Below are 14,382 nucleotides of genomic sequence, written 5' to 3' on the forward strand. Positions count from 1 at the left end.
CAAATTCCCCCTCTATTATTAACTTGCGCATGACTCACATTCATCGATCGTGCTGGAAGTTGAGCGTACATAATACGTTGTTTTGAGTCCGAGTTTCCAAGCGGTGAGATGAATGTCAAGAAGCTCTTTTGCTTTAATGGTGTTCATGACGTAAATGTTAAAGGAAATCGCTTGGTCGATATGGCGCTGACGGGCAGCATTTTGCTTGATGCTCCAGCGTTGGTCAATGTGATAGGCAGATTTATAGTACCAAGTCGTTTCTGAGTTTAGATCCGGTACCGTAACCGGAATTTTGTAATCTTTCTTTTCTTCAGCATATACTTTTAAAAAGATTGGATCGATGCTGGCAGTACTTCCGGCAATAATCGATGTTGACGCATTCGGAGCGATCGCCATTAAATATCCGTTACGAATGCCGTTCATTTTCACTTGTTCTTTTAGAGTGTCCCAATCAAGGCTTGATGAGCGATCGTATCCTCGTTTGGCAAAATAAGCGCCTGTTTGCCAATCGGAACCTTCAAAAGCTGGATAACTTCCTTTTTCTTTTGCGAGTTCCATGCTTGCTTGAATCGTTAAGTAGGCAATTTTTTCGTATAGCTTGTCTGCATAGTCAACCGCTTCTTCCGATTCCCAGCGAATGCCTTTTAATGCGAGCAAATGATGCCAACCGAACGTTCCAAGTCCGACAGCGCGGTATTTTTGATTGGTCAACTGTGCTTGTAAAACAGGAATGTTATTTAAGTCAATGACATTGTCAAGCATGCGCATTTGAATCGGAATCAGCCGTTCTAATACATTATCGGTCACCGCACGTGCAAGATTGATGGATGATAAATTGCAGACGACAAAATCGCCCGGTGTTTTTTCGATAATAATTTTTCCGTCTTTTGTATATTGTTGCTCGACGATAGTCGGACTTTGGTTTTGCGCGATTTCTGTACAAAGGTTGCTGCAATAAATCATACCGAGATGAGCATTCGGGTTTTTTCGGTTGACTTCATCGCGGTAAAACATGAACGGCGTTCCGGATTCAAGCTGGCTGCGCATAATCCCTTTCATAATTTCAATTGCCGGCACTTTTTCTTTGGACAAGTTCGGCTCATGAACGCATTGCCAATATTTTTCGCGGAAGCTGCCGCTGCCTTTTTCCTCGTCATAAAAGTCTTCCAAACTAAATCCCATCACTTTGCGTACTTCATGCGGATCAAACAAATACCAATCACCGCGCTTCTCGACCTGTTCCATAAACAAGTCAGGAATACAAACGCCGGTAAATAAATCATGCGTTCTCATTCGCTCATCGCCGTTATTTAATTTGGCGTCTAAAAAGGCGAAAATATCTTTATGCCAGACGTCTAAATAAACGGAGATGGCTCCTTTTCGCTGCCCTAATTGGTCGACGCTGACAGCGGTGTTATTTAATTGTTTCATCCATGGAATGACCCCTGATGAAACGCCTTTAAAGCCTTTGATGTCGCTGCCGCGGCTACGAATTTTACCAAGATAGACGCCAATTCCGCCGCCTGATTTAGAGAGATTGGCAATATCGGTGTTGCTGTCGTAAATTCCTTGTAAGCTATCGTCTACTGTGTCTACAAAGCAACTCGATAATTGTCCGTAGCTTTTTCCGGCATTGGCAAGAGTAGGCGTGGCAACGGTCATGTATAAATGGCTTAATGCCCAATACGCTTCCTTGATTAAATCGAAACGGAGTTGCTTTGGTTCTTGGGACATTAATGTCATCGCAATGATTAAAAATCGCTCTTGTGGCAGTTCATATAAGTTTCGATCAAAGTCACGCGCAAGATAGCGATCCGCAAGCGTGCGAATGCCAATGTACGTGAATAGCTTGTCTTTTTCTGGGTCAATCAGTTTGGAAAGTTCGATGATTTCGTCTTTTGAATAATTGTCGAGAAGAGATGGACTGTAAACGCCTTTCGAAACGAGCGTCGTAATCAAATGATAAAGACAACCATAACGCTCGTTTGTGTCATATCCACGGTTTTTTGCTGCTTCTTTGTACAAACGCTTCAAATACATTCGTGCACAAGCAAACGTCCAATCCGGCTCTTCCTCGTTAATATAAGACAGCCCTTCAAGAATAAGCAAATGAGCGATTTGTTCAGACGAAAGGCGGTCTCTACTTTCAATCGCTTGAATGATTCGATTGACATATTCGTCTGTCTGTAAGTGTGGAAAATCTTTGGTTACGTCATGGATAAAAGAAATCAGTCTTTCGCGCGAAAACGGTTCTGTTTGTCCTGTTTCCGTCGTGATTATTGTTGTTTTCGTATGTAAGCTCATTGTTTCTCCTCCTCATCCCAATAAAAAAATCCACTCAAGTTTGAGTGGATGAAACGATAGCGTAAAAAGGGTATACGAAAAGCCCTTCTTAAACCATCGTTTCATCTTCTCAATCCCCGAAGAATGTGAAACGTAACAAGCAAGGCAGGTCTCCTGACTCGTGTTTCTTCCTACTTTGGATCCTTCCCGTATACGCGCCGCAGGAGCCTTCGTATACAGTGGAATTTCCATTTCGTCCACACATACAGTTGCGGGGACAGTTCTGGATTCGCACCAGATTCCCTATTAAGTCCATTCGGACACCATTGCTTGCGGTTTTTGATCGAAAACTATATGTAGTTTGTTTGTTGGGGTACCAACACAATATATTGTGTTGGTGTAGGTGCTGGTACCATCATATAATAAATCAATGGAAATTTCAACTATGTTTTTTTGGTCTTCTGATAGGATACGTGTTATCCGAGAGGAAGGGAAAGATGTTCTTGTTTTTTATTTTGATAACCTATCTAATTTTGTGAGCAACGATTTAAGAGAAAATCCGATAATGGCACCGGGAATGACCGATAACATCGGAAGCCAAATCGGACCGAAAAATATACCGAAAATGGTTATGTGAGGTGAATACATAAGTCCTACCGTGACAAAATAAGCGGCAAAAACAAATGGAAGAGAGGAATACATAGATTTTCCTCCACCTGCATCTTTATAGGCGTCCCACATAGCGAAAAAGTATAAACAAGGATAGAACATTAGCCATTGAAAGTCGATAACTTTGGCTGCCTCGACGTTTTTCCCTAAAAAACTTAATTGAATTGCTTCGTTAAATCCAGATTGCATGTTAATGAGAAATTCTAAGAGGATAAACACTGAGCCTTTAAAGTATTTTTTGTTAAGGAATTGCCCAAATCCTGGTAAAGCAATGCTCCATAATAATTGTTCAATCGCTTTCACGTTCTTTAACCCTTTACTTGTAATTTTGTTTGGTTGAGAAGACATTTGACTGAAAAAGGTGATCGTTCCCTTGGTTTTATATGGACACCTTCGTTTTGGGTATAAAAAAAGTTATTTCAATTACATTTTTTGCAAAAAGATGTATTTTATGCTTTTTTTAAATAGTAAAGAGTCTAAAACGAATACTAGCTTAACGATGTACGGCAACGTTAACGGGCAGATTGGCCGAATTTTCATATGGAAGTTTGGGAAATATTCTTCCAATTTTTCAGAATAATTAGTATAATGGGGTTTGAAGAGACACAAAGGGGGAAACAAGCGTGAGAGGAATCAAATCAATTTTACTTTGGGGGCTGATTTCTGTCCTTGGGGCAGCTGGATTTGCCGTTTTAGCGTTACAACGCGGGGAGACGGTCAACGCCATTTGGCTGATTGTAGCTGCTGTATGCGTGTATGCAGTGTCATATCGTTTTTACAGCAAATTTATTGCTCAAAAAGTGTTTCAACTTGATGACAATCGGAAAACACCTGCGGAAGTGTTTAACGATGGAAAGGATTATGTGCCGACGAATAAGTGGGTATTATTCGGACACCACTTTGCAGCGATTGCCGGGGCTGGTCCGCTTGTCGGTCCAATTTTAGCATCGCAAATGGGATATTTGCCGGGAACGCTTTGGATTATTGTCGGGGTTGTTTTAGCTGGAGCAGTACAAGATTTCATTATTTTGTTTGCGTCGATGCGCCGTGATGGAAAATCACTTGGCGAAATGATTAAAGAAGAGATAGGACCGGTTACGGGCTTTATCGCACTGCTTGGGATTTTAGGAATCATGATTATTTTATTGGCGGTATTAGCGCTCGTTGTTGTGAAAGCGCTTGTAGGAAGCCCGTGGGGAATGTTTACAATTGCGGCAACGATTCCAATTGCCATTTTTATGGGCATTTACATGCGCTATATTCGTCCGGGACGGGTATCCGAAGCTTCCTTGATCGGATTTGTGCTATTAATCGCGTCGCTTGTTGCCGGTCAGCATGTAGCGGAACATCCAACATTAGCAAATATGTTTACTTTTAAAGGTGAAACGATTGCGCTGTTAATGATCGCTTATGGGTTTGTTGCTTCAGCGTTGCCAGTATGGTTATTGCTTGCACCGCGTGATTATTTAAGTACATTCTTAAAAATTGGAACGATTGTCGGTTTGGCGTTAGGAATTCTTGTTGTTGCACCGGACTTGCAAATGCCAGCGCTTACAAAATTCATCGATGGTACTGGACCTGTTTTCGCGGGTGATTTGTTCCCATTCTTATTTATTACGATCGCATGCGGAGCGGTTTCCGGATTCCATGCGCTCGTTTCATCCGGAACGACACCTAAAATGATCGAGCTTGAAAGCCATGCCCGTCCGATTGGATATGGGGCGATGTTGATGGAATCTTTTGTAGCGGTAATGGCACTAATCGCTGCATGCGTGTTGACGCCGGGAGTCTATTTTGCAATCAACAGCCCTGCAGCGGCGATCGGCCAAGATGTTGTGCAAGCAGCACAAACGGTGTCGTCATGGGGATTTACTGTCACTCCAGACGTTTTACAAGAGCTTGCTAAGGATGTCGGCGAACAAACGATATTGTCTCGTACAGGAGGAGCACCTACGCTAGCCATTGGCATGGCGGTAATTTTATCAAAAATCATTGGCGGTAAAACGTTAATGGCGTTTTGGTATCATTTTGCGATTTTGTTCGAAGCGTTGTTTATTTTAACTACTATCGATGCAGGGACGCGCGTAGGACGTTTTATGATTCAAGATATTCTTGGACATTTCTATAAGCCGCTTGCGAAAACCGATTCTTTACTAGCAAATATTATTGCGACTACGTTATGCGTATTGGGTTGGGGATATTTCTTGTATCAAGGAGTTATTGATCCACTTGGGGGTATCAATACATTATGGCCGCTTTTTGGCATTGCGAACCAAATGCTAGCGGGAATTGCCCTCTTATTAGGGACAACCATTTTATTTAAAATGGGCAAAAAGGCGTACGTGTGGGTAACATTAATCCCGACGACGTGGATTTTAGTGGTTACTATGACGGCCGGATTCCAAAAATTATTTCACGGTGATCCAAAGATTGGATTTTTGGCCCATGCGAACGAATTTAAAAAATCCTTAAGTCAGGGGAAAATTTTGGCGCCAGCAACGAATGAAGCACAGATGAATCAAATTATTATGAACGATTATATCGATGCTACGCTTTGTGCGATTTTCATGCTTGTTGTTATTGCGATGCTCATTTCGTCTTTGAATATATGGATGAAAGTAATAAGAAACAAACATGCATCATTAAAAGAGTCACCTTATATTCCAAGAGATGCAGGAGATGAGGTTAAGCATTATGCGTAAGTTTTTTCAAAAGGTTCTAGCCTATCGGAAACAATTTCTTGATTTGCTTGTTGGTGTACCGAATTACGAGAAATATGTCGAGCATATGAAGACACATCATCCAGGAGAGCCGATTAAGTCACGAAAAGAGTTTTTTTGCGAAGCACAAGAGGCGAGATATAACGGCAAAGGTGGGAAAGTATCGCGTTGTTGTTAAAGAAAGGGGACTGTTTGTTTCCCTTTCTTTTTCCTTAATGAGGATGTGATTTTTTGATGTTTGCTGCTATTTCGTTAGCGAGCTCATGGCCAATGATATTTTTTGGATTTTGTAATTCTGCCTTTGTTTAAAGATTAAGAAGTGAAAATTTTCCTATCTTCAGCGCCCAATCGCTCAGGGCAAAGAAGAAACATTTGCACATCGTGAGGGCCAAGATGGCGGTATTTCGCCGCTGGCCTACAGGGCGTGGGCAGTTTTTCGGCGAAACCGAGATTTTGTTTTGCTTTGTCATTAGTTTGCATTCATCCATTTGTATTACTGTTGGTATGTGTAGCTTATGTCATTGCATAAGGGGGAATTAGTGATGCGAATACTAGTCGTTGGTGCCGGGGCAGTTGGTGGATATTTCGGTGGTCGATTGTTAGAAAAAGGGGTTGATGTCACATTTCTTGTACGTGAGAGAAGAAAGAAACAACTACAAGAACGGGGGTTAGTCATTCAAAGCGTTCATGGGACTGCTGTGCTGAAGCCGACAACGCTCGTAACAGGAGAGAAGATAGAGCCATTTGATGTGGTCATATTTTCTAATAAGGCCTACCATTTGCGTGAAGCGATCCGGGATGTGAAACCATATGTCGGCAAGAATACACTTATTTTGCCATTACTCAATGGAATGGCGCATATGGATATACTTTGGAGTGAGTTTGGAAAAGAGAACGTACTAGGCGGTCTCTGTTTTATCGAAACGACACTAGATGAGAAAGGATCAATTATTCAAACGAGTCCATCTCATGATGTAAGATTTGGCGAATGGTCAGGGGAACGGACAGAGCGAGTGAATGAACTCGAAGAGTTGTTTTCAAACTGCAATGCCCGCTTTCGCTTAAGCGAGCAAATTGTTACCGATATGTGGCATAAATATTTATTCATTGCGACGATGTCAGGGGTTACAACATTATTTCGTGCTCCGATCGGTCCGATTCGTGCCGGGGAGTATGGACAGGACATCATATTAGCGTTGGCGAAAGAAATCGGCGCTGTTATGAGAGCGCACGGTGCTCCAATTGCGGATGGAATTGAGGAGAAGCAATTGGAACAAATGAACGAAATGTCTTCAGAGATGAAGTCTTCCATGCAGCGCGACATGGAAAAAGGACAAATGGTAGAAGCGGATCATTTGCAAGGGTATTTATTGAAGCTAGCAAAAGAGTATAAGATTCCGACACCACTATTAAAAGCGGTTTACCATAATCTGAAAATTTATGACCAGAACCGAGCATAAAAAGGAAACACATCGATGATTCCGAATAAGTTAAAATAAGAATTATTGCTCCATCAAGCAGCATGAGCATTGCCTTGACGGAGCAGCTGCCAAACAGCGATTAGAATCGTTAGGGGTTATGGTTTCTTTTGGAAGACATATGTATGAGATTGATGAATTTTTCTCGTCTCCGGGTGAATCCTGTATGAAGCGTTTGCTGGCACTATGTGAAAGCCATTTTAACAACGCTCGGCTGGTTTAACTGCAATCAGTTGTTGAAATATATTTGATTACGATTTAATCAAGAAAAATCCTAAAATATTAGGCAGATATTCTGAGATTAACAGCGTTAATCAACGCGTTCTTACAGCGGTTTACCTTTTTCTGCGTTTGCTATGAAAAAGGGATTTGACGATACCCCTTCACTATTTTCAAGATGTGCCGTGGAGGAGGGGGCTTTTGCGATCGAACTGGCGGAAACGTGGAGTGATGATCAATGGGATATCGATCAAGAGAATCGTGCGTTAGAGGACCAGATCATCAGTGAAGGAGTTGCGGAAGGGATCATAATCGGCTGTAATTTTTGGAACTTGCTGCAGGTTTTATGACGTCCTTAAAAAACGCAATTGTTTTTATAGAAGATGATAATCTAGTCAATCCACAAATATTTGATCGAGATTTATAATTGCTTTCACACTAGCCAGAATTTTTTAAGTCAAGGCACTGGTGATCGGTCGATTTCAAAAGCTTCCATGATGACGAACGAAAAACTTATCAAAATCGTGAAAAAGCAAGAACTGTGACATATCCAGTCATGTGCCACTGATTTTCGCATTTTCTATTGGAGGTAGATATATACTCAAGCGTTTTTGAATAAGATAGAAATCACACTCCAACAGCATTCGAAGTAGGCTCAATCTTTTCATTCGCGTTTATATGCGACTGAAAAGGAGAGCCCTTTTCTTTTTGAGACACTCAGCATAAGAATGAAAGATAAAAGCGAATATAGGATTGATGTGGATTGTGATATAAGCAGGGCTGTCATCGTATAATCAGCTAAAAAAGCTAACGTCTCTCCACTTTACTTTAAAGGGGGCCATTGGCCGTGTCTGGATAATCTTGTGCTCAAGAAAGATCCATCGCAAAAAATGACAGCTCCATTTAAAGTGCTGATTATCAACTATATCACTAAACAATTATCTTGTTTTTCAATTCGTTTGAAGCCTTTTCTGCTGTCGTTACCATTCTTGCAAAATCATATTCTTAAATGGCTATGCGGTTATTAGTTCCATGGTGCTCTTAGATAAATGTTGTTACGTATTGGTCAATTCGCTTTTAAACATTAAATCGGTAAGTAGTACCATTTTTGGTATAAAAAATTCCTTTTTTCATAAAATGCATTGTATATTGTGGTGATGTAGTGTAGAGTAATGTTGAAAGCGCATACAGATAAAAGAGGAGGATACAGCCTTGAACAAGGTATGGTGGAAAGAAGGAGTAGCGTATCAAATTTATCCAAGAAGTTTTATGGATTCTAATGGTGATGGAATCGGGGATCTTCGTGGAATTATACAAAAGCTTGATTATTTAAAAGACCTTGGAATCGATATCATATGGATTTGTCCGATTTACCAATCACCGAACGCCGATAATGGTTATGATATTAGCGATTATCATGCGATTATGGAAGAGTTTGGAACAATGGAAGATTTTGATTTGTTGCTCGAGGAAATTCATCAACGCGGTATGAAAGTTATTTTGGATCTTGTCATTAACCATACAAGTGATGAACATCCTTGGTTTATTGAATCGCGTTCATCAAGGGATAATCCAAAACGTGACTGGTACATCTGGCGCGATGGAAAAAATGGCAAAGAGCCGAACAACTGGGAAAGTATTTTTGGCGGATCGGCTTGGGAATATGATCGGAAAACCGATCAATATTACTTACATGTATTTGATGCAAAGCAGCCGGATTTAAACTGGGAAAACGAAGAAGTGCGACGCGCACTATATGAGATGATTAATTGGTGGCTCGATAAAGGTATTGATGGATTCCGCGTCGATGCGATTTCTCATATTAAGAAAAAGCCCGGATTGCCGGATTTACCGAATCCCAAAGGGCTTGATTATGTTCCATCCTTCGCTGGTCATATGAACCAAGAAGGGATTATGGAGTATTTAAAAGAGCTGAAAATGCAAACGTTTGCGCAATACGATATTATGACCGTCGGGGAAGCAAATGGCGTCAAAGTCGAGCAGGCGGAAGAATGGGCCGGCGAAAAGAACGGAATTTTTAATATGATTTTTCAGTTTGAGCATTTAGGGTTATGGGAAAAAGGAACGGACGGTGGAGTTGATATTCGTCAGTTGAAACGCACGCTGACGAAATGGCAAAAAGGTCTTGAAAACCGAGGCTGGAACGCATTATTTTTAGAGAACCATGATCAGCCTCGTTCCGTTTCGACGTGGGGAAACGATAAGGAATACCTTACCGAAAGTGCGAAGGCGCTTGGCGCGATGTATTTTTTGATGCAAGGAACGCCGTTTATTTATCAAGGGCAAGAGATTGGCATGACGAATGTCCGCTTTGAAACTATTGATGAATACGATGATGTCGCAATGAAAAACTTTTATCGACTGGAACGGGAAAAAGGGCGTTCACATGAAGAAATCATGGAAGTCATTTGGAAAAAAGGACGAGATAATTCACGGACACCGATGCAATGGTCGAATGAAACAAATGCTGGTTTTACAACCGGAACACCATGGATAGGTGTAAATGAAAATTACAAAGAGATTAATGTAGAAACACAGTTAAAAGATCCTAATTCCGTTCTTCACTTTTATAAAAAAATGATTCGCCTTCGCAAAGAAAATGATGTTCTTATTTATGGAACGTACGATGTAATTTTAGAAAAAGATAAAGCGATTTACGCTTACACACGAACACTCGGGAACGAAAAAGCCGTCATTATTGTCAACTTGAGCGACAAGCCTGCTCTTTATCGTTATGATGCGATCAAATTGTCTTCGGATGATTTAGTGTTGCAAAACTACGAAGTAAAACCTCATAAAAACACAACACGCTTTAAGTTGAAGCCATATGAGGCGCGGGTGTATTTGTTAAAGTAAATAGTGATAGAAAGGGCAAGCAATGATGCTTGCCTTTTTTCTTCAAGGAATTCAAGGAAGGAAATATGTATATGTCCGTTGAACTCGTAAAAGAGCAAGTTGTAAAAAGAATAAGAGGAGGTGTAGCCTAGTTACTAAAATCCTGCCATGAACTGAAGGAGACATGACGAAAGCTACTGTTGAAATGAACCACGGAGTGCCTTTCACAGCGAGGGAATGGCAAAGGGATTCTCTTTTTGATGGCAGCTTGGGTGAGGATCCGAGCATTATGCGGTGCTTCTTGGTTCCATCGCGGCTAGTAGATCTTTTTTATAGATTTTAGTAACTAGGAATGAGAAATGGAACATATTCGCTACCCGATCGGCAAATTTGAAAAGCCAACGTCTTTCCGTGAAGAAGATGTAAAGCAGTGGATTTCTGATATTCGAATGCTGCCAAAGCAGTTGCGTGAGGCGGTGAGCGGATTGAATGATGAACAGCTAAACACGCCATATCGTGAAGGAGGATGGACGGTTGCTCAAGTTGTGCATCATCTTGCTGATGCGAATATGAATGCGTTTATTCGTACAAAACTTATCGTAACGGAGGAGCTTCCTACTGTAAAACCTTTTGAAGAGAACGATTGGGCCGAGACAGCGGAGGCGCGTGCTTTCCCAATTGAATCTTCGCTTAAATTGCTAGAAGGGCTTCATGAAAGATGGACAGCTTTGCTTGAATCTTTACCACTGGAAGATTTTAAACGCAAGCTTTATCATCCTGCGATGAAGACAGAGTTAGAATTGTATACATGTGTTGCGATGTTTGCTTGGCACGGCAAGCATCATGTCGCACACATTAGAAATTTGCGAACGCAGAAAGGATGGTAAGCAAAAACGGACATCAGTCTTGATGTCCGTTATCTGCGTGAATGCACTTCGTAAATCGCAAATTTTAGGTAGTCGCCTTCATCGGCGGCAAGCAGTTTCGGATGATCGTAGCCGGCGCCGCTCCAATGAATTTGCCGCAAAATCTTTTTCGCATCAAACGCCGCTTCCTCAATCATCGCTTGGAACATATCGGCATGGACGTGATACGAGCAGCTTGCCGTCACGAAAAAGCCGCCGTCTCTCACAAGCTTTAAGCCGTTGAGATTGATGTCTTTATATCCACCTAGTGCTTTTGGGACAGCGTGAGCGGATTTGGCGAATGCTGGCGGATCAATGATGACTACATCCCATTTTTTTCCTTCATGAACCGCTTCTCGCAAGTAATCGAAGGCATTGGCGACGACGAAATCAACGTTTGTAAATCCGTTTAATGCAGCATTGCGTTTCGCTGTTTCGATGGCATGTTCAGAAATATCGACAGCGGTCACATGTTTTGCTCCATACAAGCACGCATTGAGCATAAATGATCCTGTATGGGTAAAGCAGTCTAATACGGTGGAGTTACTGTCGATGAGCGGTTTAATTGCCGCGCGGTTTTGACGCTGGTCAAAGAAAAATCCGGTCTTTTGTCCGTTTTCAATATCAACAATATATTTAACGCCGTTTTCTTCAATCATTACTTCCGTCTCACATTGCCCGTACCAAAATCCCTTTTCTTGTTGGAGCCCTTCCAGCTCGCGGACGTACACATCATTGCGCAAATAAATCGCTTTTGGATTAAATACTTCCAGCAACCCGTTTAAAATCCAATCTTTCCGTTTTTCCATACCAAGCGACAAAATTTGTACGACAAGCACATCTTCGTATTTATCGACGATCAAGCCAGGCAAAAAGTCAGCTTCTCCGTAAATAGCACGGCAAGAACGAACGCCGGGAATCATTCGCTCACGATACGCCCACGCCTTGCGAATGCGGTTCAGAAAAAACTGCTCGTTTAACTCGTCTTCTGGATTTTGCGTAAGGACGCGCACAATCATTTGCGATTTTGGATTAATATAGCCTTTAGCTAAGAAGTAATTTTGATGGTTATAAACCTCGACAAAGTCGCCCGGTTTAAAATCTCCTTCAATATAGTCAACTTCACTTTGGAATATCCAAGGATGGCCTTGTTCGAGACGTTTTTTTCGCTTTCGTTTCAGAAATACTTTTGCCACATTCTCCACTCCATTACCTGTAATGATTTGCTTTTTCTATGATACAGAATTGCTGGGAAAGAAGCAATTCTGTCAGCTTTTGTCGTAATTTGGAAGGACTTTTTTCATAAACGTAGAATAATGATAAACATAGATGGAAGAAAAGAGGGATACGGTGATTATTGCGACGACCGATTACATACCGGGAAAACAAATTAAAGAGTATAAAGGGTTTGTTCAAGGAAATACCGTTCAATCGAAACATATCGGAAAAGATATTATGGCGAGTTTTAAAACGATTGTCGGCGGAGAGATTAAAGCGTATACCGAGATGATGGAGGAAGCGAAACAGATTGCGATTAACCGCATGATCGAAGAGGCGAAACAGCAAGGGGCGAATGCGATCATTGGGGTGAGGCTAACGACAGCCGCCATTATGGCGAACACGTCAGAAATTTTGTCGTACGACGGAACGGCAGTAGTCGTTGAGGAAGAGTAAAATGACTTGACAACCGTTCTAGCCGTGATATGATAAACTCAAACAGTAAAATTAAATAAGCAGCACGATCCACTAGGGGGGCCTTTAGATAGGCTGAGATCAAAGTGTGCCTTTGAGACCCTTAGAACCTGATCTGGGTTATACCAGCGTAGGGAAGTGGAAGTGGCAGGAATCTTTTGCTTGTTTACGGTTTCTAACCCACTTTCTTTACGCTTGTAAAGAAAGTGGGTTTTTATTTAATGAAACATGCAGAATATGGGCCCGCTCTACATGTTTCATACATTTATGTTTTGGAGGGGATTTTGATGGCATTTTCAACACTGTTGCGTAAGGCTGCCAACCCAATTTGGGAAGCGAGCTTTCAGCACCCGTTTGTCAAGGAACTCGGTGAAGGGACGCTCGATATTGCTTGTTTTCGTTATTATGTTTTACAAGATTCATATTATTTAAGTCATTTTGCAAGAGTGCAGGCGCTTGGGGCGGCAAGAGCAAATGAGTTATCAACGACCGCTCGCATGGCACATCATGCACAAAATACGTATCAAGCCGAATTATCGTTACATGAAAAGTTTTCGAAGCAGCTTGGAATTACGGAAGAAGAAAAAGCTTCGTTTATTCCGGCGCCGACGGCATATGCGTATACATCACATTTGTATCGCGCTGCCTACGAAGGGCATTTAGGAGATGTGATTGCGGCGATTTTGCCGTGTTATTGGCTTTATTATGAGATTGGCGAGCGCTTGAAAGATTGCAAGCCGGAAGAGACGATTTATCAACAATGGATTGCCGCTTATGGGTCCGAGTGGTTTCGAAGTTTAGTGGAAGAACAAATTGCTCGATTGGATGAGATTGCAGAAACTGTAACGGAAGCTGATCGAAAGCGGATGGAACAGCATTTTATCATTAGCAGCCAGTACGAATATGCTTTTTGGGAAATGGCATATCACCTAGAAACATGGCCAGTAACAAGAAAGGAGACAGCAGAGCATGTCAGCAACTAAAGGATTGAAATTAGCGGATATTTTAACAACGATTGTGATTTCAATTGTATTTGGAATTGTTTATAAATTATGGGGACCGTTTTACTATTTTGTCAAACCGTTTGGCTTTCATCTGGACCAACTCATCTATGGAATGTGGTTTATCGCAGCGTCCGTAGCTTTTCTCATTATTCGTAAGCCAGGGGTAGCTCTTCTTGCGGAAATTGCTGCATCTTCCGGTGAGTTTATTATGGGATCCGAGTGGGGACTTGAAGTATTGCTTTACGGCGTTGTGCAAGGATTGTGTGCGGAAGCAGTATTTGCGACGTTTCGCTATAAGCGTTTTGATCTCTTCGTTGTTTCATTAGCAGCGATTAGTTCTACCATCGGTTCATTGATTATGGATTTTTACAAAGGGTATATTGAAGCGTTGGCTCCTTGGAATCTCGCATTATTTCTCATTGCTCGCTTTGTCGGCGCCATCGTTATTTCCGGTGTCTTTGCTTCTTCATTAGTAAAAGCATTAGAAGTGACAGGAGTCACACAAATGGTTCGCCCGGCTTCCAAGGAAGATTACGACGCGTTAGATCGTTAAAGG

The 14,382-nt window shown here is 41.7% G+C and carries 12 protein-coding genes and 2 riboswitches; of the genes, 9 read left to right on the forward strand and 3 right to left on the reverse strand.

What is annotated here, in order from left to right:
* Positions 1 to 18: 18 nt before the first annotated feature.
* Together HNR31_RS07435 and HNR31_RS07440 are read right to left on the reverse strand one after the other, a co-directional pair.
* Positions 19 to 2,304: a ribonucleoside-diphosphate reductase subunit alpha gene (locus HNR31_RS07435; protein WP_181555624.1), complete on the reverse strand. Its 2,286-nt coding sequence runs from the start codon at positions 2,302 to 2,304 to the stop codon at positions 19 to 21.
* Between the two features lie 126 nt (positions 2,305 to 2,430).
* Positions 2,431 to 2,627, reverse strand: a riboswitch (cobalamin riboswitch).
* A gap of 166 nt (positions 2,628 to 2,793) precedes the next feature.
* Positions 2,794 to 3,255, reverse strand: coding sequence for a hypothetical protein (locus HNR31_RS07440; RefSeq protein WP_181555625.1), 462 nt, complete (start codon positions 3,253 to 3,255; stop codon positions 2,794 to 2,796).
* Positions 3,256 to 3,575: 320 nt separating this feature from the next.
* Here HNR31_RS07440 and HNR31_RS07445 point away from each other — a divergent pair, with 320 nt between their 5' ends.
* From HNR31_RS07445 to HNR31_RS07470, 6 genes are all read left to right on the forward strand, one after another.
* Positions 3,576 to 5,654 carry a carbon starvation CstA family protein gene (locus HNR31_RS07445; RefSeq protein WP_181555626.1) on the forward strand — a complete coding sequence of 693 codons (2,079 nt, stop codon included), beginning with the start codon at positions 3,576 to 3,578 and terminating at the stop codon, positions 5,652 to 5,654.
* A complete protein-coding gene (locus HNR31_RS07450; RefSeq protein ID WP_181555627.1) occupies positions 5,647 to 5,850 on the forward strand; it encodes a YbdD/YjiX family protein in 204 nt (67 codons plus the stop codon). Before HNR31_RS07445 ends, HNR31_RS07450 begins: the two co-directional genes overlap by 8 nt.
* A 364-nt stretch (positions 5,851 to 6,214) precedes the next feature.
* Positions 6,215 to 7,132 (forward strand): 2-dehydropantoate 2-reductase, encoded by a 918-nt coding sequence (panE, locus tag HNR31_RS07455; RefSeq protein WP_181555628.1) that lies wholly within the window; start codon positions 6,215 to 6,217, stop codon positions 7,130 to 7,132.
* Between the two features lie 422 nt (positions 7,133 to 7,554).
* Positions 7,555 to 7,719 (forward strand): hypothetical protein, encoded by a 165-nt coding sequence (locus HNR31_RS07460; protein WP_181555629.1) that lies wholly within the window; start codon positions 7,555 to 7,557, stop codon positions 7,717 to 7,719.
* Between the two features lie 862 nt (positions 7,720 to 8,581).
* Positions 8,582 to 10,246 carry a glycoside hydrolase family 13 protein gene (locus HNR31_RS07465; RefSeq protein WP_181555630.1) on the forward strand — a complete coding sequence of 555 codons (1,665 nt, stop codon included), beginning with the start codon at positions 8,582 to 8,584 and terminating at the stop codon, positions 10,244 to 10,246.
* A gap of 338 nt (positions 10,247 to 10,584) precedes the next feature.
* Complete coding sequence (locus HNR31_RS07470) at positions 10,585 to 11,112, forward strand: YfiT family bacillithiol transferase (RefSeq protein WP_181555631.1); 528 nt, start codon at positions 10,585 to 10,587, stop codon at positions 11,110 to 11,112.
* A gap of 29 nt (positions 11,113 to 11,141) precedes the next feature.
* Here HNR31_RS07470 and HNR31_RS07475 read toward each other — a convergent pair whose 3' ends face one another.
* Complete coding sequence (locus tag HNR31_RS07475; protein WP_181555632.1) at positions 11,142 to 12,326, reverse strand: class I SAM-dependent rRNA methyltransferase; 1,185 nt, start codon at positions 12,324 to 12,326, stop codon at positions 11,142 to 11,144.
* Positions 12,327 to 12,480: 154 nt separating this feature from the next.
* Between HNR31_RS07475 and HNR31_RS07480 the strand changes: the two genes are divergently transcribed.
* The 3 genes from HNR31_RS07480 to HNR31_RS07490 all read left to right on the forward strand — a co-directional run bounded on the left by HNR31_RS07480 (position 12,481) and on the right by HNR31_RS07490 (position 14,379).
* Positions 12,481 to 12,804 (forward strand): YbjQ family protein, encoded by a 324-nt coding sequence (locus HNR31_RS07480; RefSeq protein WP_181555633.1) that lies wholly within the window; start codon positions 12,481 to 12,483, stop codon positions 12,802 to 12,804.
* A gap of 64 nt (positions 12,805 to 12,868) precedes the next feature.
* Positions 12,869 to 12,976: riboswitch (TPP riboswitch) on the forward strand.
* A 133-nt stretch (positions 12,977 to 13,109) separates the two neighbouring features.
* Positions 13,110 to 13,805: a thiaminase II gene (gene tenA / locus HNR31_RS07485; protein WP_181555634.1), complete on the forward strand. Its 696-nt coding sequence runs from the start codon at positions 13,110 to 13,112 to the stop codon at positions 13,803 to 13,805.
* Positions 13,792 to 14,379, forward strand: a complete 588-nt coding sequence (locus HNR31_RS07490) for an ECF transporter S component (RefSeq protein WP_181555635.1) — start codon at positions 13,792 to 13,794, stop codon at positions 14,377 to 14,379. The genes tenA and HNR31_RS07490 overlap by 14 nt, the downstream gene beginning before the upstream one ends.
* Positions 14,380 to 14,382 lie beyond the last annotated feature (3 nt).

Origin of the sequence: Thermaerobacillus caldiproteolyticus (assembly GCF_013761245.1) — a bacterium.
Taxonomy (GTDB): Bacteria; Bacillota; Bacilli; order Bacillales; family Anoxybacillaceae; genus Thermaerobacillus; species Thermaerobacillus caldiproteolyticus.

Coding starts and splice junctions, on each gene's coding strand:
- HNR31_RS07450 (WP_181555627.1), top strand. CDS start 5,647: ATGCGTAAGTTTTTTCAAAAGGTTCTAGCCTATCGGAAACAATTTCTT.
- panE (WP_181555628.1), top strand. CDS start 6,215: ATGCGAATACTAGTCGTTGGTGCCGGGGCAGTTGGTGGATATTTCGGT.
- HNR31_RS07470 (WP_181555631.1), top strand. CDS start 10,585: ATGGAACATATTCGCTACCCGATCGGCAAATTTGAAAAGCCAACGTCT.
- tenA (WP_181555634.1), top strand. CDS start 13,110: ATGGCATTTTCAACACTGTTGCGTAAGGCTGCCAACCCAATTTGGGAA.
- HNR31_RS07435 (WP_181555624.1), bottom strand. CDS start 2,304: ATGAGCTTACATACGAAAACAACAATAATCACGACGGAAACAGGACAA.
- HNR31_RS07490 (WP_181555635.1), top strand. CDS start 13,792: ATGTCAGCAACTAAAGGATTGAAATTAGCGGATATTTTAACAACGATT.